The 20,407-nt window shown below is 73.7% G+C and carries 16 protein-coding genes; 8 read left to right on the top strand and 8 right to left on the bottom strand.

What is annotated here, in order from left to right:
• Positions 1 to 5 precede the first annotated feature (5 nt).
• Positions 6 to 1,091 (top strand): phosphotransferase, encoded by a 1,086-nt coding sequence (locus BLQ67_RS13840; RefSeq protein WP_092505998.1) that lies wholly within the window; start codon positions 6 to 8, stop codon positions 1,089 to 1,091.
• A 4-nt stretch (positions 1,092 to 1,095) separates the two neighbouring features.
• Here BLQ67_RS13840 and BLQ67_RS13835 read toward each other — a convergent pair whose 3' ends face one another.
• Positions 1,096 to 4,266 carry an ATP-dependent helicase gene (locus tag BLQ67_RS13835; protein ID WP_172802338.1) on the bottom strand — a complete coding sequence of 1,057 codons (3,171 nt, stop codon included), beginning with the start codon at positions 4,264 to 4,266 and terminating at the stop codon, positions 1,096 to 1,098.
• The gene (locus tag BLQ67_RS13830; protein ID WP_231945251.1) at positions 4,263 to 7,283 is read right to left on the bottom strand and encodes a UrvD/REP family ATP-dependent DNA helicase; all 3,021 of its coding nucleotides are present in this window, start codon (positions 7,281 to 7,283) and stop codon (positions 4,263 to 4,265) included. Before BLQ67_RS13830 ends, BLQ67_RS13835 begins: the two co-directional genes overlap by 4 nt.
• A 103-nt stretch (positions 7,284 to 7,386) precedes the next feature.
• On the opposite strand from BLQ67_RS13830, the gene BLQ67_RS13825 reads away from it, so the two are divergent.
• The gene (locus BLQ67_RS13825; RefSeq protein WP_092505992.1) at positions 7,387 to 7,605 is read left to right on the top strand and encodes a DUF3107 domain-containing protein; all 219 of its coding nucleotides are present in this window, start codon (positions 7,387 to 7,389) and stop codon (positions 7,603 to 7,605) included.
• On the top strand, positions 7,605 to 7,898 hold the full coding sequence (locus BLQ67_RS13820) for a hypothetical protein (protein ID WP_092505989.1): 294 nt from the start codon (positions 7,605 to 7,607) through the stop codon (positions 7,896 to 7,898). Before BLQ67_RS13825 ends, BLQ67_RS13820 begins: the two co-directional genes overlap by 1 nt.
• 30 nt (positions 7,899 to 7,928) lie before the next feature.
• Here the strand turns inward: BLQ67_RS13820 and BLQ67_RS13815 are convergent, their stop codons facing one another.
• On the bottom strand, positions 7,929 to 8,645 hold the full coding sequence (locus tag BLQ67_RS13815) for a ferritin-like fold-containing protein (RefSeq protein WP_157674854.1): 717 nt from the start codon (positions 8,643 to 8,645) through the stop codon (positions 7,929 to 7,931).
• Between the two features lie 133 nt (positions 8,646 to 8,778).
• On the opposite strand from BLQ67_RS13815, the gene BLQ67_RS13810 reads away from it, so the two are divergent.
• Positions 8,779 to 10,257, top strand: coding sequence for a DEAD/DEAH box helicase (locus BLQ67_RS13810; protein ID WP_092505985.1), 1,479 nt, complete (start codon positions 8,779 to 8,781; stop codon positions 10,255 to 10,257).
• A gap of 66 nt (positions 10,258 to 10,323) precedes the next feature.
• Here the strand turns inward: BLQ67_RS13810 and BLQ67_RS13805 are convergent, their stop codons facing one another.
• Both BLQ67_RS13805 and BLQ67_RS13800 read right to left on the bottom strand, forming a co-directional pair.
• A complete protein-coding gene (locus tag BLQ67_RS13805) occupies positions 10,324 to 10,977 on the bottom strand; it encodes a suppressor of fused domain protein (RefSeq protein ID WP_092505983.1) in 654 nt (217 codons plus the stop codon).
• An 89-nt stretch (positions 10,978 to 11,066) separates the two neighbouring features.
• Positions 11,067 to 11,951 carry a PHP domain-containing protein gene (locus tag BLQ67_RS13800; protein ID WP_092505981.1) on the bottom strand — a complete coding sequence of 295 codons (885 nt, stop codon included), beginning with the start codon at positions 11,949 to 11,951 and terminating at the stop codon, positions 11,067 to 11,069.
• Between the two features lie 53 nt (positions 11,952 to 12,004).
• On the opposite strand from BLQ67_RS13800, the gene BLQ67_RS13795 reads away from it, so the two are divergent.
• Positions 12,005 to 13,012 carry an endonuclease/exonuclease/phosphatase family protein gene (locus BLQ67_RS13795; protein ID WP_092505979.1) on the top strand — a complete coding sequence of 336 codons (1,008 nt, stop codon included), beginning with the start codon at positions 12,005 to 12,007 and terminating at the stop codon, positions 13,010 to 13,012.
• Positions 13,013 to 13,243: 231 nt separating this feature from the next.
• On the opposite strand, the gene BLQ67_RS13790 is transcribed toward BLQ67_RS13795, so the two are convergent.
• From BLQ67_RS13790 to BLQ67_RS13780, 3 genes are read right to left on the bottom strand one after another with little or no spacing between them, the layout of a single operon-like run.
• A complete protein-coding gene (locus BLQ67_RS13790) occupies positions 13,244 to 14,038 on the bottom strand; it encodes a ferritin family protein (RefSeq protein ID WP_092505977.1) in 795 nt (264 codons plus the stop codon).
• Positions 14,039 to 14,081: 43 nt separating this feature from the next.
• Complete coding sequence (locus BLQ67_RS13785) at positions 14,082 to 16,376, bottom strand: HAD-IB family hydrolase (protein ID WP_092505975.1); 2,295 nt, start codon at positions 16,374 to 16,376, stop codon at positions 14,082 to 14,084.
• Complete coding sequence (locus BLQ67_RS13780) at positions 16,373 to 17,176, bottom strand: hypothetical protein (RefSeq protein WP_157674853.1); 804 nt, start codon at positions 17,174 to 17,176, stop codon at positions 16,373 to 16,375. Before BLQ67_RS13780 ends, BLQ67_RS13785 begins: the two co-directional genes overlap by 4 nt.
• Before the next feature lie 78 nt (positions 17,177 to 17,254).
• Between BLQ67_RS13780 and BLQ67_RS13775 the strand changes: the two genes are divergently transcribed.
• The 3 genes from BLQ67_RS13775 to BLQ67_RS13765 are packed head-to-tail and all read left to right on the top strand — an operon-like array spanning position 17,255 to position 20,385.
• Positions 17,255 to 18,010, top strand: coding sequence for an SDR family NAD(P)-dependent oxidoreductase (locus BLQ67_RS13775; RefSeq protein WP_092505971.1), 756 nt, complete (start codon positions 17,255 to 17,257; stop codon positions 18,008 to 18,010).
• Between the two features lie 9 nt (positions 18,011 to 18,019).
• Positions 18,020 to 18,721 carry a lysophospholipid acyltransferase family protein gene (locus BLQ67_RS13770; protein WP_092505969.1) on the top strand — a complete coding sequence of 234 codons (702 nt, stop codon included), beginning with the start codon at positions 18,020 to 18,022 and terminating at the stop codon, positions 18,719 to 18,721.
• A complete protein-coding gene (locus tag BLQ67_RS13765; protein WP_092505967.1) occupies positions 18,718 to 20,385 on the top strand; it encodes an FAD-binding oxidoreductase in 1,668 nt (555 codons plus the stop codon). The genes BLQ67_RS13770 and BLQ67_RS13765 overlap by 4 nt, the downstream gene beginning before the upstream one ends.
• The last annotated feature ends 22 nt before the right edge of the window (positions 20,386 to 20,407 follow it).

Below are 20,407 nucleotides of genomic sequence, written 5' to 3'. Positions count from 1 at the left end.
GCATCATGGCTGCGAACCCGTTCACTCTAGCCGCGCTGGCGACGTCCGCCGTGCCCGGCATCGAGGTCGTGGGAGCCGTCGACGACGGCTCGGGCGACGACCTCGAGGCCGTCGCGGCACGCACCTCCGACGGCCGCGTCGTGCGCGTCGTCGTGCCCCGCACGCCCGACGCCCTGAAGCGCCTGCGAGACCAGGCGGTCACGCTGCACGTCTTCACGCACGCCGTGCGCGACCGCCTGCCGTTCGAGGTGCCCGAGACGCTCGGCACCGCTCCCCTGCAGCGCACCGCCGTCGTCGTGTCGACGCGTCTGGGAGGCACGACGCTGCGCCTGGCCGACGTGTCGCCCGCGCACGTCGGCCTCGCGGCATCCATCGGCGAGGCCATCGCCGCGCTGCACGACCTGCCGACGAGCATCGTGCTCGACGCGGGCCTGCCGCACCGCTCGACCGCCGAGATCCGCGAGTCGCTCACGGCCGTGTTCGACCGCGTCGCCGCCACGGGCCGCGTGCCCGCGCCGCTGCTCGCCCGCTGGGAGGTCGCGCTCGAGGATGCCGCGCTGTGGCAGTTCCAGCCGCGCGTCGTGCACGGCGACCTCCAGTCCCCCGCGTTCCGCCGCGAGCACTCCACGATCACGGGCATCGACGGCTGGCACGCGCTCGGCCTCGGCGACCCCGCCGTCGACCTCGCCTGGCTGCTCGGCAACGAGCACGGCTCGTCGGTCGACGAGGCGTTCGTCGCCTACGCCGGCGTGCGCGGCGCCGACCGCCAGCTGCGCCGCCGCGCCATGCTGCATGCCGAGCTCGACGTCGCCCGCTGGCTGCTGCACGGCGTCGACGCCGGCGACGCCGCGGTCGTGACGGATGCCGAGGGCATGCTCGCGCGCCTCGCCGACCGAGTCGCCGACGACGACTCGACGACGGCGCTGCAGCCCGAGCGCCTCCACACGATGGACCTCGCCGACGTGCAGCACATGCTCGACGAGCGCGGCACGTCGGTCGCGCGCGAGGAGTCGCAGCGACGCGGCCAGTCGGCGTTCGACGACGAGACGGTCGAGATCGACGCCGACCTGCCCTCGTCGACCCGCACCTAGTCGCTCAGCCCTCGAGCGTCGCCCGCGCCGCCTCCCACGCCTCGCGCAGCTCGTCGAGGCTCAGCACGTGCTCGGGCCGCACGACCTCGTCGTGCTCGACGAAGTACAGCTCGGCGCGCACGCTCTCGGGGTCGATGCCGGCGTGCAGCGCGTACGCGGCGCGGTAGAGCGCGAGCTGCAGCCCTCGCTCGGCGACGTCGGCGCGCGAGCGCGGCAGCGCACCCGTCTTCCAGTCGACGAGCACGAGCTGGTCGCCGTCGCGCAGCACGGCGTCGATGCGGCACACCACCGACGTCGAGCCGAGCGGCAGGTGCACCTCGAGCTCGGTCGCGACGTGCTCCATGCGCGCGTACGGCGACGCGAGGAACGTCGCCTGCAGCCGCTCGAGGCGCTCGACGTCGACGGCCACGAGGTCGCCGCCCAGCTCGTCGTCGAGGTCACCGTCGACGAGATCGGCGAGGCCCGTGCCACCGCGGCGCTCGACCCACTGGTGGAAGAGCGTGCCGAGGCGCGTGGCCCGGAACGGCCGACGCGGCATGGGTCGCACGCGCGCGAGCGCCTGCGCTGCGGGATCGGCGAGCCAGTCCTTCGCCGTCGACGCCGAGATGCGGCTCGGTGCGACGGCGTGCGCGGGCGCGTCGCGCTCGGCGAGCAGCAGCGCGATCTCGTCGTCGAAGCGCGTGGATGCGGCGGCGTCGGCCGTGCGCACGGCCTCGGCGGCGCGCTCGACCGCGCTCCGCCGGGCGCCGAGCGGATCGGGCGGCCACACCGACTGCTCGAGCTCGAGCACCGTCGGGTTCTCGGCGTGCTCGGGCGCGTCGGCCAGCTCGACGCCCAGCACGTCGGCACCGTCGCGCAGGAAGCGCGACGGCTTCGCGATGCGCTTGTTGCGACCGATCCACCACGCGCCCGACATCCACAGCGACGCTCGGGCGCGCGTGACGGCGACGTACGCGAGCCTGCGCTCCTCCGCGTGGAACTGGTCGGCGAGCCCGTCGACGTACGCGGACCGCTCGACGCCGTACTCCTTGAGGTCGGCGACGCCGCGCGGGTCGAAGTGCGGCAGCTCGCTCGCGTCGCCGCGCAGCGCGTACGGCACCGCGCCGACCGAGAGCCAGCCGCGCGCATCCTGCCGCTGCATCGGCAGCGTGCCCTCGGTGAGCGACGGCACGGCCACGAGATCCCACTCGAGGCCCTTCGACGCGTGGATCGTCAGCAGCTGCACGACGCCGGGCTCGGGCTCGGGTGCGGGCGCGTCGAGCGTGTCGTCGCGCGCGGCACGCTCGAGCCAGCCGACGAGCGCCTCGAGCGTCGCGGCCGGGTCGGTGAGCGCGAACTGCTGCACCTCGGCCACGAACGCGTCGAGCGAGCGGCGCGGTGCGCGGGCGGGATTCGCGAGCACCTCGACGTCGAGCCGCAGCTGGCGCTCGACGAGCCGCACGAGCTCGGGCAGCGGCAGCGCGCGCTGCGACCGCAGCCGGCGGAACGTGCGGGCGGCGGCGAGCAGCCGCTCGGCGCCGGCCTCCGAGAGCGCCTGCCAGACGGCGGCGTCGGCGCCGAGGTCGAGCAGGTCGTCGAGCGCGTCGACGAGCGACGCCGCGGCGTCGTCGTCGGTCGACTCGCGGTCGGCCTCGCGCGCCCGCTGGGCGACGTAGCGCGTCGCGACGATGCGCGCGTGGTCGCGAAGGGCCGCGAGGTCGCGCGGACCGACGCGCCAGTGCGCGCCCGCGAGCAGTCGCAGCAGGTGCCCGCCTGCGCGCGGGTCGGCGAGCACCGACAGCGCCGAGCGCATGTCGACGATCTCGGGCTCTGCGAGCAGGCCGCCGGTGCCCACGACGTGGCACGGGATGCCGCGGCGCGTGAGCGCGTCGGCGAACGTCCACATGCGGCCGCGCACGCGCAGCAGCACCGCCGCGGTCGTGGGCACACGACCCGCGCCGCGCTCGGCCATCCACGTCGCGAGCGCCTCGGCCTCGTCGTGCTGCGTCTCGAAGAGCTCGAGCGCCACCTCGCCGGCGGCGGCGCCCGGTCGCGGTGCGAGCCGCTCGACGCCGTGGGCGGGCAGCGGCGCGGCGATGCGGTTCGCGACGTCGAGCACGCCCGCGGCGTTGCGCCAGCTCGTCGACAGCGCGAAGCGCTCGGCGCCGCCGAAGTCCTCGTGGAAGCGCGCGAGCGTGCCGGCGCTCGCGCCGCGCCAGCCGTAGATCGACTGGTTCGGGTCGCCGACCGCCATGACGGGGTCGCCGCGGAACAGCGTCGTGAGCAGCCGCACCTGCGACACCGACGTGTCCTGGTACTCGTCGAGCAGCACGACGCCGTGGCGCGCGCGCACCTCGTCGACGAGCCGCGGCGCGGCCTGCAGCGCCTGCAGCGCGAACCGCACCTGGTCGCTGAACTCGATGACGCCCAGCTCGCGCTTGCGACGGTCGTACGTGCCGGCGAGCGCCGCGAGCGGCTCGAGCGCGCGCATCGCGAGCACGTCCTTGTCGCGCTCGCGGCCGATGCCGATCTGGCCCTTGCCGACCTCCATCGCCGCGATGCGCTCGAACGCGTCGCCGAAGCCGTCGAGCACGCTCGGCTCGAGCGCGTTGTCGCCGAGCTCCGACGCGAGGCGTCGCAGGCCGTCGACGACGACGTCGCTCGACCGCAGCGCCGCGAGCCGCAGGTCGTCGCTGCCGAGCGCGACGTCGCGCGCCAGCAGCCACGCGGCGGTGTCGCCGAGCAGGTCGGCGTCGGGATCGCGACCCAGCACGAGCGCGTGCTCGCGGTACAGCTGGCTCGCGAACGCGTTGTACGTCGACACCGTGGGCTCGACTGCCGCTGCTGCCTCGTCGACGAGGCCCGCGCGCACGAGCTGCTGGATGCGCTCGACGAGGCGCACGCGCAGCTCGCTCGCCGCCTTGCGCGTGAACGTGAGCCCCAGGATGCGCTCGGGCTCGACCATGCCGTTCGCGAGCAGCCACAGCACGCGCATCGACATCGTCTCGGTCTTGCCGGAGCCGGCGCCCGCCACGACGAGCGCGGGCTCGAGCGGCGCCGTGATGACGGCCGCCTGCTCGTCGGTGGGGATGCGCGCGCTGCCCTCGGCGCCCGAGGCCTCGTGGAGGCGCTCGGCGATCTCGGCGGGGGTGATCAGCGCGGTGCCGACGCTCGTCGCGGTCTCGTCGGGGGTCACTCCGTCACCTGCCGTCGCACATGGATCTCGCACTGGCCGTGCGCGAACTCGTTGAGGCAGTGCTCGAGCGGCACCGCCGTGAAGGTCGCCGCCGCCATGCGGGCGGCGACGTCGACGACGCGCGTCTCGAACTCGGCGAGCTCTGTCGCGTCGAGGGCTGCCTGGTCGCCGATGGGCTTCGGATCGCGCGGGTACAGCAGGCGAGCACCCGCCGACGTCGTCTCGGGCGCGACGGTCGCGATCGCGCCACGGTCGGCGGCGAGCTGGTAGGCGCGCAGCTGCGCGTGCTCGGCGATCGCCGGACCGCTCGGCTTCGCCCTGCCGGTCTTGAGGTCGACGATGCGCACCTCGTCGCCGCGCCGCTCGATCCAGTCGATCGAGCCCGACAGGACGACGTCGCCGATCGCGAGCTCGAACCGGCGCTCGTGGTCGCCGACGTCGATGCGCCAGCCGAGGGCGCGCTCGGTGCGCACGTAGTCGGCGATCGCGACGACGATCTGCTCGACGATCCCGCGCTCGCGCGCCGACTCCCACGGCGAGCGGAACGCGAGCTCGGCCCATCGCGCCTCGACGGCCGCGAGCAGCGCGGCGGGATCCGCGGCATCGGCGTGCTCGACCGCGGCGTGCACGATCGTGCCGATCGCCTGCGGCGTCGCGGATCCCGTCGGCGCGAGCCTGCTCACCGCCCAGTCGACCGCGCACGACTCGAAGCCCTCGAGCGCCGACGGCGAGACGCGCACGGGCTCGCCCTCGTCGACGAGCGGCGCGTCGGTCGTCGCGTCTGCGAGACCGGCCCACTGCGCGGGGTCGGCACCCGGCACGCCCTCGGCGGCGAGGCGTGCGAGCGCCGCCGCCGCGTCGGCGCGCGTCGACGCCGCCGCCTGGTCGTCCACGAGCAGGCGGCGCAGCGTGCCGACGAGCTCGCGCAGCGTGCGGCCGCGCGCATCCACCTCGTCGGGTGCGTCGGGCAGCACGGCGAGCCAGCGCGCCGGCCGCTCCTCCTCGGTCTCGATCGCGACGACGTGCACGACGGCGCGAGCGCGAGAGACGGCGTGCACGAGCATGCGCAGCTCGTCGTCGGCGACGTCGGTCACGGTCGTGACGCCACCGAGCGCGTGGGCGCCCAGCAGCTGCGCGCCCAGCAGCGAGCCGCGCGGCCGCAGGTTGGGCCACGCGCCCTCCTGCACGCCGGCGACGACGACGGTGTCGAGCTCGACCGACACCAGCTGCGAGGGCGTGCCGATGCGCACCGACGCCGCGACCTGGCGGCCCGCGAGGGAGTCGAGCTCGAGCGCCGCCGAGCGCCACGACCGCACGAACTCGTCGGCGCGCACGTCGGCGTGCCGCTCGGCGTGCCGCGCGGCATGGTCGAGCAGCGCGACGACGGAGTCGAGCCTGCGATGCGCCCACGCGGCGTCGCTGCCGCCGCCGAGCGCCGCCTCGCGCCACGCATCCGCGACGCCCGCGCCGTCCCACAGCCGCCACAGCAGCTCGACGGCGGTGTCGGGGTCGTCGGACGCCGCGAGCTCGGCCGCGTACCGCAGCCGCGAGCCGACCGCGCGAGCGATGCGCGCCTCCGGCCCTCCGACGCCGTTGAGCGCCGCGTCGTCGGCGAGCGCCTCGGCCAGCAGCTCGTCGCCCGAGCCGGGCACGCGCTCCTCGGCGATCGCCCGGTGCCGCACGGCACGGCGCAGCCTGCGCAGGCCCACGGCGTCGAGGCCGACGAGCGGCGACGAGAGGATGCGGCGCGCGTGCTCAGGGCCGATGGTCTCGACGCCCGTGACGACCGCGAGCATCGCCACGAGGTCGTCGGCGACGCTCGAGCCGCGCACGGCCGAGCCGCCGCCCTCGCGCAGCGTGGGCACCTCGAGGTCGGCGAGCGAGCGCTCGAGCTCGGCCGCGAGCCTGCCCGAACGCGTCACGACGGCCATCTCGCCCCACGGCACGCCGTCGACGAGGTGCCTGCGGCGCAGGATGCGCGCGATGCGCCTGGCCTGCTCGACGGCGCCGTCGACGCGGTGCACCGCGATCGCGCCGTCGCCGCCCGCGGCCTCGGCCGCGCGATGCGTGCCGCCCAGCGCGGTGCCGATGCGCGCCGAGAGGTCGCCGATCGCCGCGCGCAGCGCCGTGCCGTGGCGGTGGTCGATCGCGAGGTCGATGCGGCGCGAGAAGCCGAGCCGAGCGCCGAGCGAGCCGACGATCGACGGGTCGGCCCCACGGAACATGTCGGTGGCGGTGTCGGGGTCGCCGAACGCGATCACGGCCGTGCCCGTGGCGTGCAGGGCCGCGACGAGGCGCGTGGCGCCCTCGGTGAGCTCCTGCGCGTCGTCGACGACGAGCAGGCGCAGCCGCCGCTCCCCCGTCGCGACGATCTCGGCGGCGCGCGCGAGGAGGCTCGCGGCGTCGACGGCCCCCACGCCGTCGCGGTGCGCGAGCGCGAGCACCTGGTCGAGCTCGTGCTGCACGGCACCCGCCGCCGCCCACTCCGGGCGGTCGTGCTCGCGCGCGAGCGCCTCGAGCGCCGAGCGGTCGAGGCCCTGCTCGCTCGCCCGGGCGAGCACGTCGCGCAGCTCGGTGCGGAAGCCCTGCTGCTCGCGCACGCCCGGGCCGAGGTGCTCGGGCCACGCGGGCCCCGAGCCGAGGTCGACGTGCCCCTCGAGCAGGTCGGCGAGCATGCCGTCCTGCTCGGCGCCCGAGAGCAGCTGCGGCCGGTCGACGCCCAGCGCGAGCGCCTGCTCGCCCAGCAGCGCATACGCGAACGACGCCGCCGTGCGGGCGAGCGGACCAGGCGTCACGACGTCGACGCGCGCCGCGAGCCGGTCGCGCAGCCGCGTCGCCGCCGCGCGCGATCCGGCGAGCACGAGCACGTCGCCACCCGTCCACCCGGGCCGCGCGATCCGCTCGGCCACGAGCTCGACGACGGTCGTGGTCTTGCCGGCGCCCGCGACTCCCAGCACGATGGCGCTCGCGTCGTCGGGCAGGTCGAGCACGGCGCGCTGGGAGGCGTCGAGGGTCATGGGCACCCCTCGACGCTAGGGCGCTCCGCCGACATGGATCGATGCCCCGCCGCTGTCGGCGAACGCGCACGAAGCGAGCATGTCGATCCCATATCCTGACGACATGGACATCCGCATCGGCATCAAGGACACCGCGCGCGAGATCGCGTTCGACTCCGCGCAGACCGTCGCCGAGGTCGAGCAGGCCGTCACCGCCGCGTTCGACGGCGGCCACCTGTCGCTCGACGACGCCAAGGGCCGCCGCTACCTCGTGCCGAGCGCGCAGATCGCCTACGTCGAGATCGGCTCGGAGTCCACGCGGCGCGTCGGGTTCGTGGCCTGATGGAGCTCATCTGGATGCCGGTGCTCGGCGCCGCCGTCGGCGCGCTGCTGCGCTACGTCATCCCCGGCCGCGAGACGCACGGCCTGCTGCTGCTCCCCGCGCTCGGCGCCGTCACGACCGCGACGGCGTGGGTCGTCATGGTCGTCACCGGCTGGAGCCTCGGCGAGCCGTGGATCTGGACGCTCGCGCTCGTCGCCCCGATCGTGACGTGCACGATCGCGGCCCTCGTGCTCGCTCGCGTGCGCCCGGCGCGCGACGAGCAGCGCCTGCACCAGCTGCTCGCGACCCGCTGATCGCAGCCGCGATCGCGGCTCGGCGGGCTGTCAGGCCGTCAGGCCCAGCGCATCCATGCGGCGCGTGTGCGCCGCGACGATGTCGTTGAACGCGGGCTCCAGCCGCTGCGCCGGGGCGGGCGACGCATCCTCGGGTCCGTGCACCGCGAGGTACATCTGCAGCAGCGTGTCGCCCACGAGGCGACGCCCCCACAGCGCCATGCGCGAGGCGAGGCGGGGGTTCTGCTGGATGGCTCGCTGCAGCTCGCGAGCGAGCAGCGGCTGGCCGGTCTCGCGCGTGAGCACGCGCAGCACCGCGTCGCGGTCGTCGTCGTGCAGTCCGCCGCCGTACGCGGCGAAGAAGTCGGTGAGCAGCCCCGTCGTGACGTGCAGCGACAGCACCTGCTCGTACCAGTCGGCGCCCGCGACCTCCTTGGCGAAGCGCTCGCTCGACGCGTAGAACGGCTCCATCGCGACGAGCGGCTCGACGTCGCGCGGCAGCAGCTCGACGAGGTCGCGGTAGCGCGTCGAGACGATGCGCAGCGCCTCGACGAGGTTCGCCTTCGCGGCGAGCGTCGGCGCCTCCGCGACGGCCTGGCCCGCCTGCTGCAGCACGACGAGCTGCAGCGCGAGCAGCTGCCCGAGGTACTGGTCGAGGCGCGGCTCGAGGTCCTGCAGGAGCACCCGATCGCCCTCGGCGACCACCTTGCGGGGTCGCAGCAGCGACCTCGTCACCTCGCGCGGCGTGCGATCGAACCATCGGACCACGGCGACGAGCCTAGCCATCCCCGGTGCCGTCGCCCGGCATCCAGGCGACCCGCCGGTAGACTGGCGGGGAATACGACGCTTCCCGACAGACGGACCAGACTTGACGTTCGCAGAACTGAACATCGATGCCGACATGGTCGAGGCCCTCGCCTCCCACGGCATCCACGACCCCTTCCCGATCCAGCAGCAGACCATCCCCCTCGGTCTGTCGGGTCAGGACATCATCGGCCAGGCCAAGACCGGCACCGGCAAGACCTTCGCGTTCGGCCTGCCGATCGCGCAGCGCATCGGTGCCGACCCCGAGCCCGGCGTCAAGGTGCTCGTCGTCGTGCCGACGCGCGAGCTCGCCGTGCAGGTGACCGAGGACATGGTGCTCATCACCGGCAACCGCCCGACGCAGATCGCCTCGATCTACGGCGGCAAGGCCTACGAGGGCCAGGTGGAGCAGCTCAAGGCAGGCGCGCAGATCGTCGTCGGCACGCCCGGACGCCTGCTCGACCTCGCCAACCAGCGCATCCTCGACCTCTCGAAGGTGCAGGAGATCGTGCTCGACGAGGCCGACAAGATGCTCGACCTCGGCTTCCTGCCCGACATCGAGCGCATCTTCTCGCTCGTGCCGCCCGTGCGCCACACGATGCTGTTCTCGGCCACGATGCCCGGCCCGATCGTCGCGCTCGCGCGTCGCTTCATGTCGCGCCCCATCCACATCCGCGCGACCGACCCCGACGACACGATCGCGCAGGCGAACATCCGCCACCTCGTGTACCGGGCGCACTCGCTCGACAAGGACGAGGTCATCGGCCGCATCCTGCAGGCCGAGGGCCGCGGCAAGACCGTGGTGTTCACGCGCACGAAGCGTGCGGCGTCGCGCCTGTGCGAGGAGCTCATCGACCGCGGCTTCGAGGCCGCTGCCGTGCACGGCGACATGAGCCAGGAGGCGCGCGAGCGCGCCATGGCCGCGTTCAAGGCCGGCAAGAAGGACGTGCTCATCGCGACCGACGTCGCCGCGCGAGGCATCGACGTCGACGACGTGACGCACGTCATCAACCACACGATCCCCGAGGACGAGAAGACGTACCTGCACCGCGTGGGCCGCACGGGCCGCGCCGGTCGCACGGGCATCGCCGTGACGTTCGTCGACTGGGAGGACCTGCACAAGTGGGTCTTCATCGACCGCGCGCTCGAGCTCGGCATCGCCGAGCCCGCCGAGACGTACTCGTCGTCGCCGCACCTCTTCGAGGACCTGTCGATCCCGGCCGGCTCGAAGGGTCGCCTGCGCGCGACGCCGCCCGACCGCATCGCCAAGCGCGAGGTCGAGCGCGACCGCGAGCGTGCGCGGCGCGACGGCGGACGCGGCGGCTCGAGCCGCGGCGGCCGTGACGGCGGACGCGGTGGTCAGGGTGGCGGCCGCGGCGGCGAGCGCCGCGACTCCGCTCCCCGCGCCGACGCGTCCGCGACCGAGGCGAAGCCCGCCGAGGGCCGCGGCACGCACGACGGCGGCGGCACCGAGCACCACGACGGGAACGCGGCGCCCGCGCGCCGCAGGCGCCGTCGCCGCCGCTCCGGCGGCGGCTCGGGCGGCGCAGGCGCCGCTGCGGCACCGCAGGCGTGACGCATCCAGCGACGAGACCCCCTCGACCATCCGGTCGAGGGGGTCTCGTGCGTGCGGGGTGCCGCGTCAGGCGACGGAGGCGCGGCCCGGATCGACCGCGATGGTCACGCCCGCGGCCTCGAGACGGTCGATGAGCTCGTCGGAGCCGCGCTCCGTCGACTTCGCGAGCTGCGTCTCGGCATCCGTGATCGGCACGACCGCGAGGTACGCCACCCGGCCCGCGGGCGTGTGCGCCGTCATGACCTCGGCGGGCAGGCCGAGCGGCGGGGCGACGAGCGCCGTCGAGAACGGCACGTCGTCGTGGAAGCGCGACCCGCTCGGGATCGTGTGGCCCCACGACACCCACGTGCTGCTGCGACGCGGGTAGCGCGCGAGCCCCTTGAGCAGGCGGATGGGCCAGTACGCGGCGTCGTCCTGCAGCGCGCCCTCGATGTCGGCGACGCCATCCGCGAGCCCCGGCCAGTCGGCGGGCAGGCCGATGAGCAGCTCCTGCAGCGCGCGGTCCTCGAGCTCCGACGGCACGTGCATCGGCAGCGCCGACATGCCGACGGTCGCGAGCGTCACGAACGGACGACCCTCGGCGGGCGGGTAGACGACGAGGTCGATGCGCAGCTCGTCGGGCACGGCCTCGGCCAGCACGGTCGAGGGCTCGCCCAGGTGCTGCGCGAGGTGGCCCATGAGGGCCTGCGCGTGGAGGTCGCCCGCTCGGAGGTCGTCCATGTGCAGTGAAGTCCTCTCAGGCGGGTGCGTGCTCGCCAGGCTATCGAGGGATCGGCCCCGGCTCGTACCCCGGGGCGTGCGGCGTGGGGTCAGGCGGGCAGGATCGGCTCGGCGCCCGTGCCGAGCTCGACGATCGCGTCGAGCGCCTCGGCGGTCGTCGTGTGCTCGCCGAACACGTTGGGCTTGCCGCGCCCGTGCCAGTCGCTCGAGCCCGTCGTGATGAGGCCGTGGAGGCGCGCCTGGCCGCGCAGCCACTCCTGCGCCTCGGGCGGGTTGTCGCGGTGCTCGACCTCGAGGCCCATGAGCCCGGCGTCGAGGAGCTGGGCGATGACGCGCTCGTCCATGGTCGCCTGGCCGCGGGCGGCGGGATGCGCGATGACGGGCACGCCGCCGGCGGCGCGGATGATGCGCACGGCCTCGGTCGGCGCCGGAGCGCGGTGCGGCTGATAGTAGCCGCCGCGCCAGTGCAGGATGCCGTCGAACGCGGCCGAGCGGTCGGCGACGATGCCGAGCGACACGAGGGCATCGGCGATGTGCGGGCGACCGATCGTGGCGCCGGGCGCCGCATGGTCTTGCACGATCGCCCACGTGAGCGGGTAGTCGGCGCCGATGCGCTCGACCATGCGCTGCGCCCGCTCGACGCGCTCGACGCGGATGCGCTCGCGCTCGGCGAGGAAGGCGGGTGCCGCGGGGTCGAGCAGGTAGCCGAGCACGTGCACGCTGGCCCACTGCTGCTGCGCCGAGAACTCGACGCCGGGCACGAGCCCCATGCCCACCTCTCGGGCCGCTGCGGCGGCATCCGCCCAGCCGGCCGTCGTGTCGTGGTCGGTGATCGCGACGGTGCCGAGGCCGGCGGCGTGCGCCTGCAGCACGAGCTCGCGCGGCGACTCCGTGCCGTCGGACTCCGTCGAGTGCGCATGGAGGTCGATGCGGCCCCACGACGCGCCTGCTCGGGACGTGTCGGCGGCGCTCATCCCTCCATCGTAGGAGCCGCGGACGCATAGGAGCGGCACCTACCCTGGAGGGCATGAAGGTGCTCGGCTGGCTGCTCGGCATCGCGGTCGCCGCCGCGTTGCTGATCGCGGCGTGGCCGCAGACGTTTGGGCTCGAGCAGGCGCCGATCGTGGCGCAGGTGGTCTCGATGCGCATGGGCGTCGTCGGCATCGCCGCCGTGCTCGCCGTCGTGTTCCTGCTCATGCTGGGCGCGAGACGCCTCCGCCGCTTCGCAGGCGCCGTCGTCGTGCTGCTGCTCGTGTTCATGGTCGCGTCGTCGGGCATCCACCTGAGCCGCGGCGTCGACGACTCGACGGCCGTCGCCGAGGAGGGCGACGTCGTCGTGCTGACGTGGAACACGCTCGGGGATGCGCCGGGCGCCGAGGCGATCGCGGGCGTCGTGCAGGACTCGGGCGCCGACGTCGTGATGCTGCCCGAGACGACGATCGAGATGGGCACGGAGGTCGCGGTGCTGCTCGGCGCGCAGGGCAACCCGTTCTTCGCGCTCACGACCGACTTCGCGAACGCCGAGTACGGCGCGCTCAACACGACGATGCTCGTGTCGACGTCGATGGGCACCTACACGGCGCAGCCGTCGGTCGACGTGGGGCAGACGAACACGCTGCCGACCGTGATCGCGACGCCTGACGACCGCGAGGGGCCGATCCTCGTGGCGACGCATCCCGTCGCGCCCATCCCGCAGCAGATGCGCAACTGGCGCGAGGACCTCGCGTTCGTCGCGAGCCTGTGCACGCAGGGGCAGTCGATCATCGTCGGCGGCGACTTCAACTCGACGCTCGACCACTGGACGTCGCTCGGCGTCGGCACGGGCGACCTCGGCACGTGCGTGGATGCGGCCGGCGCGGCGGGCTCGGGCGCGGTCGGCACGTGGCCGACGTGGGCGCCCGCGTGGCTCGGCGCGCAGATCGACCACGTCGTCGCCTCCCCCGACTGGCGCGCGGTCGACGCGCAGGTGCTCACGGGCTACGACGACCTCGGCACCGACCACCGTCCGGTGGTCGCGGTGCTGCGCCAGCGCTAGGCGCCGTCGGGCGGGGACGCCCCGCGGAGCAGCAGCTCACGACGGCACCGTTCGAGGCTCGCTCCGCTCGCACCTCAAGGACCGGTCTCTCGAAGCACCCCCGCAGAGGCGCACGCAGGAGCGGTCGACCATTCGCCGGGCTGCGTCGAGGCCAGGTGGTGCGAGTGCAGCCGTCAGCATGAAGAACGCGTCGCCGACCGGCGCGTCCCGGCCTGACGCGCCGAAGGCGGGTCAGGCCGGGACGCCCCGGTTGTCCATGGACCTCTCCACGATCTTGAGGCCCTCGAGGCCCGGCAGGGCCGAGATCTTCGTGTCGAGGTCGCGGATGAGCTTGCGGCCGTCGGGACCCTGGAAGAGGTGGGTCATCACGTGCGTGACCTCGTCGTCGGAGTTGATGCCGGAGCCCACGGGCTGCCACACCTTCGACATGACGAAGCGCGTGATGACGCGCGCCTTCTTCGACGCCTCGAGGCGCTTGCGGGCCTGGGTCGCGTAGAAGGCGATGTGCTTCGACTCCTGGATCGCGATGCGCTTCAGCAGCGGCGTGAGCACGGGATGCGTGACCATCTTCGCGAGGCGGTGGTACGCGGCGTTCGCCGAGTACTCGTTGGCGGCGCCGTACGTCATGTGCACGGCGACGAAGTCGTGGCCGACGACGTTGCCGAGCAGCGACTGCTTGATGGGGTCGAGGCGGTCCTTCCACCCCAGCTTCACGCGGCGCGCCTTGAGCACGTCGTAGTCGACGGTGATGTCGTGCTTCGCGAGCACGGCGGCGAGCGCCTCGCCGTGCCAGAACTCCTCGCGGTTCCACATCGTCATGAAGGCGCCCACCTCGGGCTCCTTGTGCGACGGCGTCGTGAGCAGATCGCGCAGGTAGCAGACCGTGTGGTACTCGACGTCGCACATGTAGCGCAGCGTGCGCAGCGTCGGCTCGTCGAGCGGCTGCTCGTCGAACACGTCGAGGTCGAGGTCGCCCCACTCGACGCCCTCGGACTGCTTCGTGTACCTGTCGATGTCGAAGGCCATGTGCGGTCTCGCCCGTTCCCCTCTAGATGATGCGGCGACCGCCCTAGGCGGTCGTCTCCGGGATGGTTCGGAGCAGCGACCGCGAACGGACTGCCGGACCTCGACGCCAGCGTACCGACGTCCACCCACGACGGTCCGCCTCCGTGGCGAGTCGCGAGTCCGGGTTGACGGCCGTCGGCGTGCCGACGAGCTGCAGCCACTCCAGGTCGGCGTGGCTGTCGCCGTAGCCGTACGACGCCGACAGGTCGGCGCCGTGCTCGTCGGCGTACTGCGCGAGCCACGACGCGCGCGCCTCGTCGACGAGCGGCGGCGTCGCGAGGTAGCCGGTGAGGCGACCGTCGCGCTCGTGCATGCTGCCGGCGACGACCTCGTCGAACAGCGCCGCGACGGGCGCCGCGAGGCGATCGAACGAGCCCGTGACGAGCACGGTGCGGTGGCCGGCGGCGCGGTGCTGCAGCACGCGCTCGATGGCGTCGGCGCTCGCGTGCGACAGCATCCGGTCGCGGTAGCCCGCGCCCTGCACGATGCGCTCCAGGCGCTCGACCGAGACGCCCTCGTAGCGGCGCATGAACTCGCGGATGAACTCGCCGCGGTCGCGGCGCTCGGCCGCGAGGTAGCGGGGCACGTCGCGCAGCATGCGCACGACCTCGGCCGGGTACGCGGTGCGGCGCACGCCGTTCGTGCGCACCCACAGGTACTGCTCGACGATGTTCGAGTCGATGAGCGTGCCCTCGAGGTCGAACACCGCGAGCACGTCGGAGCGCTGCGGCAGGCCGGCTGCCGACTCGGCGATCGCAGCCTTCGCCTTGGCGCGGCGGCGCGCCGAGAACGACGTCGCGAGCTCGGTGACGGCCGGCAGGTGCACGCGCTGCAGGTAGTGGTCCCAGTCGATCGCCGTGATGTCGAAGCCGCGGTCGGCGGCGATCTCGGCGGGCAGGGAGGCGTGCAGCGCCTTCGTGTTCGCGTCGTCGAAGATGATCTCCGACTGCACGTAGACCTTGTAGAGCGCGATGAACTGGCGCAGGCGGCCGATGTCGCGCACGGCCTTGTCGGTCGACGTCTTCCACCGGCGCGTCTGGTCGGTGGTAGGCAGCACGCCCAGGGCGCTCTGCGCCGCAGTGACGAGGCGCTGCTGCTGCGCGAGCCGGCGGTCGACGCGCATGCCGCCGGGGAACGTCCAGTCGGGCACGATCACGGGCGCGTCGCCCTGCTGCATGGGGTGGGCCGTGAAGTACGTCCGCACCGCCTCGAAGATCTCGTGGTACGGCAGCGGGTTCGAACGGCCGGAGGCCACCTGGTAGTAGGCGGGGCTGCCTGCGGCGGGCGGCTGCGTCGCCGCCGCGATCGCCGCGTTGACGACGTGGTCGACGGGGATGACGTCGAGCACCGAGTCGGGCGAGCCGGGGAACTCGGGCAGCTGGCCCTTGCCGTAGGCGACGATGAGCGGGTCGGCGACCTTGAAGCCGTCGATCCAGCCCGGGTACGGGTGCTGCGCGGCCGACTCGATGATCGACGGGCGCACGATCGACAGGCGGCGCTCGGCGCCCCACAGCTGCTCGGCGGCGCGCTCGGCGAACGCCTTCGTGAGCGTGTAGACGTCGGTCCAGCCGAGGCTCTGCGCACGCGTGCGACCGGCCTCGACGAGCTGCTCGGTCACCCAGGCGCGACGCGCCTCCTCGCTCGCGGACGCGACGGCGAGGGGGCCGGCCTTGCCGTGCTCGGCGCGGGCGGCGTCGAGGAACCCCGTGAGCAGCTCGGGCATGCGCGACTGGATCTCGACGCGCTCGCGGGCCTGGCGCGCAGCCTTGTGCTCGAGGCGCCAGTCGACGTCGTGGTCGAGGCTCTGCTCGAGCGCGACGCCCTTGCGCAGGCCGCCGACGTAGCAGGTGGAGATGTGCACGACGTGCGGGTTCGCACCCGTCGCGAGCACGGCCTCGTACAGGCCCACGGCGCCACCGAGGTTCGTGTCGAACGACTCGTCGATCGGCGGGTCGAACGACACGCTCGCCGCCGAGTGGATGACCACGTCGAGCCCCGTCGGCAGCGGGGCGACCTCGTCGAGCCCCGAGTCGATGACCGTGATGCGCGTGCCGATCGCAGCATCCGCGACCTCGTCGCCGACCTTGGCCCGCCACGCGTCGAACACGGGCTTGCGCAGCAGCGCCGCCGCGCGGTGCTCGGCCGTCTCGTCGCCCTTGCCGCGCACGAGGATCGCGATCGTCGTGTCGGGGAACGAGCTCAGCAGCCGCTCGAGGATGGCCTGGCCGACGAATCCCGTGGCTCCGGTCAGGAGGACGTGGGCGTCGCCGAGGTCGTGCGGCTTCGGGGTGGGGCTCATGCGACCAGCCTGGCAGCCAGACGCGTCGCTGTCGCATCCATGCCCGGCAGTGCGGCGACGCGGTCGCGCACGCGCTCGAGCGCGAGGCGGCCGTGGGCGCCTGCGAAGGTGAGGCGCTCGAGCAGGTGACGGGCGCGGGCCGGCACGTGGATGGCGCCGATGGGCCAGGCGCCGCCGAGGATCGCGCGCCTCGACAGGCGACGGGCGCGGGGCGAGGCGGCGAGGCGGCGCTCGGCCTCCTGCTGCAGGAACTCGAGGTGGCGCGACTGCACGTCGTCGACGATGCCGGCGAGCACGTCGACCGTCGCGTGCTTCGCGTGGCGTGCGAGCGCCCCGAACGCCTCGCCGATGATCCACTCGTCGACGAGCCCCGTGGATGCGTGCACGGCGATGACGTCGGTGCCGGTGAGGTTCGCGAGGATCGCGCGGCGCACGGGGCCGCGGCGCTCGGCGAGCTCGCGCGGCCGGAAGCGGGTGCGGCCGTGCAGCTCGGTGGGGTGGTCGTGCGCGTCGAGGATCGCCTTCAAGGCGTCGGCGATCCAGAACCGCTCGTACGCCCACGTCACGAGGAACGCCGTCACTCGGGCGTCCTTGTGCGTCGCGGTCACGAGCATGTCGCGCAGGCGCCCCATCGTGGCGGCCTCGACGTGGTGCAGCACCGCGACGAGGCGCAGCGCGACGTCGTCGAGGGGTGCGTCCACGAAGGCGGCGAGGTCGAGGGCGTCGCGGTGGCTGCCGCGCGCGTCGCGCGCGAAGGCGCGGACGTCGAAGGCCCGCTCGGGGGCAGTGGTGCGGCTCATCGTCTCGACGATACCCGCGTCGGCATGGCTCTCCGGGGCTGCGCCGCGCCGCGCGTCGCCGCGGCTAGGGTGGGGCGCATGCGTGCGCTCGTCACCGGTGCGTCCTCCGGCATCGGAGCCGCCTTCGCGCGTGCCCTCGCCGCCCGAGGTCACGACCTCGTCCTCGTCGCTCGCGACCGATCCCGACTCGAGGCCATGGCTGCCGAGCTGCCGGTCGATGTCGAGGTGCTGCCCGCCGACCTGTCGGTGCGCGACGAGCAGGAGCGCGTCGCCGCCAGGATCGAGTCCGAGGCGTCGCCGATCGGCATGGTCGTGACGTGTGCCGGATTCGGCATGCATGCGCAGATCCTCTCCGAGGACCCGTCGGAGCACGACCGCGCGTGGGAGGTCATGGGTCGCGCGACGCAGCGCCTCGCCGCCGCGGCCGCCCGCACGATGCGCCCGCGCCGCGAGGGCGCGATCATCACGGTGTCGTCGACCGCCGGGCTCACGGCCATGGGTGCGTACGCCGCGATCAAGTCGTGGGTCACGACCATGACCGAGGGGCTCGCGAACGAGCTGCACGGCTCGGGCGTCACCGTGACGGCGCTGCTGCCCGGCTGGGTGCGCACCGAGTTCCACGAGCGCGCGGGCATGGCCGCCTCCGGGCTGCCCGACGTGCTGTGGCTCGAGCCCGACGCCGTCGTGGCCGCATGTCTTCGCGACGTCGATCGCGGCAAGGTGCTGTCCATACCGAGCGTTCGATACAAGGCCTTCGCGGGATTGCTGCGCATCATGCCGCGCTCCGGCGTGCGGGCAGTGTCGCGTGCACTCCGATCCCGGCGCGATCGGTAGGGTCGACGGGTGGCAGACGCCCCGCATCCCCGCGACCGCTTCGACTCGAAGGCGCATGAGGTCGCTCGCTTCGGCGCGCAACGCGGCGTGCTGAAGACCGCCGTGCACGCCACGGTGACGCTCACCGCCGTCGACTCCGAGAAGGCCGCAGCGCTCGAGGGCAAGCCCTTCATCCTCGTCGCGAACCACTCGAGCCACCTCGATGCGCCGTCGATCCTCTCGGCGCTCCCCTGGCGCATCGCCAAGACGCTCGCGATCGGCGCCGCCGCCGACTACTTCTTCGACGTGTGGTGGCGCCGCGGCCTCACCGCGCTGTTCTTCAACGCCTTCCCCGTGCAGCGCTCCGGCCGCCGCAAGCAGGTCGTCTCCGCACGGAGCCTGCTCGAGCGCGGCATCCCCGTGCTGCTCTTCCCAGAGGGGACGCGCTCGAAGTCGGGACGCATGGCGCACTTCCGCCCCGGCTCCGCGGCGCTCGCCACGACCCTCGACGTGCCGATCCTGCCCGTGGCGCTCATCGGCGCGCACCACGCGCATCCCCGCGGCTCGTCGTGGCCGAAGCCGGGACGCCTGCCCGTGACGGTCGTCTTCGGCGACCCGATCGCCCCCATCGAGGGCGAGAACGCCCGTGACCTCACCGCCCGCGTGCAGGCGGAGGTCGTGAGACTCGTGACCGTCCACGGCGGTCCTGACGCGAAGGAGCTGCCCGCATGACCGTCGAGCACATGAAGTGGTGGGGCTGGGGCCGCGAGGGCGTCGGATTCCACTTCGAGGACAAGCCCGCGTTCGCCCCGTTCGTCGAGCACGCGGTCGGCCTCGACCTGCACTCGGCGCCCGCGGTCGCGACGCCGGACTTCGCCGACATCGACGTGCCCGCGTCGCAGGCTCCGGATGCGCTGCTCGGCGAGCTGCGCGGCGCGATCGGCGAGGAGCACGTCGTCGTCGACGACCTCGACCGCGTCGTGCACACCTACGGCAAGTCGATCCGCGACCTCATCCGCGTGCGCGCCGGCATCCTGCCGCGCATCCCCGACGTCGTCGCCTACCCCGGCGACGAGGACGACGTCACGCGCATCGTGCAGGTGGCGAGCGCCGCGAACGCCGTGCTCATCCCCTTCGGCGGCGGCTCGAACATCGCAGGCTCGCTCGAGCCGACCGCGACCGAGACGCGCCCGATCATCTCCGTCGACATGGGCCGCATGCGCCTGCTCGTCGACATCGACGAGCCCGCGCAGATCGCCCGCATCCAGGCCGGCGCGCTCGGCCCCGACCTCGAGGCGCAGCTCAACGCGAAGGGCTGGACGCTCGGCCACTTCCCCGACTCGTTCACGCACTCGACGCTCGGCGGCTGGGTCGCGACGCGCTCGAGCGGCATGCAGTCCGACAAGTACGGCGACATCGCCGAGATGACGCGCGGACTGCGCGTCGTGCGCCCCGACGGCACCCTCGTCATCCGCCCGATGCCCAACGCATCCACGGGTCCGAGCGTGCGCGAGATGGTGCTCGGCTCCGAGGGCCGCCTCGGCATCATCACCGAGGTGTCGGTGCAGGTGCACCGTGTGCCCGAGGAGCGCGTGATCCACGCGTACTTCTTCCCGAGGTGGAACGTGGCGCTCGGCGCGATGCAGGCCATCGCGGCGTCGGATGCTGCGCCGTCGATCACGCGCGTGTCGGATGCGCGAGAGACGGCGTTCTCGATGTCGACGAGCAAGGTGCGCACGGGCACGTCGCGCATCCTCGCCGAGGAGGTGCTGCCCAGGATCATGAAGTCCAAGGGCTGGGACCTCGAGGACATCTGCATGTCGTTCATCGGCTACGAGGGCTCCCCCGCGCACGTGCGCCGTCAGCGCGCCGCCGTCGAGAAGATCGTCAAGGCGTACGGCGGCATGGGCGTGGGCACCGGTCCGGGCGTGCTCTACGACCAGAAGAAGTTCGACACGCCCTACCTGCGCGACTTCCTGCTCGACCGCGGCGCCGTCGCCGACGTGTCCGAGACGGTCGCGCCCTGGTCGCGCCTGCTCGAGCTCTACGACGCGACGGTCGCCGCGGCGAACGCCGCGTACGACGAGATCGGCCAGCCCGGCTGGATCATGTGCCATCTGTCGCACTCGTACCACTCGGGCGCGTGCCTGTACTTCACGTTCGCGTGGGTCGCGGGCGGCGACGAGATCGCCGAGTACGAGACGGTGAAGGCGTCGATCCAGCAGTCGTTCGTCGACCACGGCGGCGCGATCTCGCACCACCACGGCGTCGGCTTCGAGCACGCGCCGTGGCTCGAGCAGGACATCTCGGCCGAGGGCGTCGCGGTGATGCGCGGCCTCTTCGCGTCGTCGGACCCGCAGCGCATCCTGAACCCGGGCGCGATCGTCGCCGACTGACGGACTGACGCTCTCCGCCGTT

Origin of the sequence: Agrococcus jejuensis (assembly GCF_900099705.1) — a bacterium.
Classification (GTDB): domain Bacteria; phylum Actinomycetota; class Actinomycetes; order Actinomycetales; family Microbacteriaceae; genus Agrococcus; species Agrococcus jejuensis.
This window is presented reverse-complemented; position numbering and strand designations above follow the sequence as displayed.

Coding starts and splice junctions, on each gene's coding strand:
- BLQ67_RS13840 (WP_092505998.1), top strand. CDS start 6: ATGGCTGCGAACCCGTTCACTCTAGCCGCGCTGGCGACGTCCGCCGTG.
- BLQ67_RS13830 (WP_231945251.1), bottom strand. CDS start 7,283: ATGACCCTCGACGCCTCCCAGCGCGCCGTGCTCGACCTGCCCGACGAC.
- BLQ67_RS13825 (WP_092505992.1), top strand. CDS start 7,387: ATGGACATCCGCATCGGCATCAAGGACACCGCGCGCGAGATCGCGTTC.
- BLQ67_RS13820 (WP_092505989.1), top strand. CDS start 7,605: ATGGAGCTCATCTGGATGCCGGTGCTCGGCGCCGCCGTCGGCGCGCTG.
- BLQ67_RS13810 (WP_092505985.1), top strand. CDS start 8,779: ATGGTCGAGGCCCTCGCCTCCCACGGCATCCACGACCCCTTCCCGATC.
- BLQ67_RS13805 (WP_092505983.1), bottom strand. CDS start 10,977: ATGGACGACCTCCGAGCGGGCGACCTCCACGCGCAGGCCCTCATGGGC.
- BLQ67_RS13800 (WP_092505981.1), bottom strand. CDS start 11,951: ATGAGCGCCGCCGACACGTCCCGAGCAGGCGCGTCGTGGGGCCGCATC.
- BLQ67_RS13795 (WP_092505979.1), top strand. CDS start 12,005: ATGAAGGTGCTCGGCTGGCTGCTCGGCATCGCGGTCGCCGCCGCGTTG.
- BLQ67_RS13790 (WP_092505977.1), bottom strand. CDS start 14,038: ATGGCCTTCGACATCGACAGGTACACGAAGCAGTCCGAGGGCGTCGAG.
- BLQ67_RS13785 (WP_092505975.1), bottom strand. CDS start 16,376: ATGAGCCCCACCCCGAAGCCGCACGACCTCGGCGACGCCCACGTCCTC.
- BLQ67_RS13780 (WP_157674853.1), bottom strand. CDS start 17,176: ATGAGCCGCACCACTGCCCCCGAGCGGGCCTTCGACGTCCGCGCCTTC.
- BLQ67_RS13775 (WP_092505971.1), top strand. CDS start 17,255: ATGCGTGCGCTCGTCACCGGTGCGTCCTCCGGCATCGGAGCCGCCTTC.
- BLQ67_RS13765 (WP_092505967.1), top strand. CDS start 18,718: ATGACCGTCGAGCACATGAAGTGGTGGGGCTGGGGCCGCGAGGGCGTC.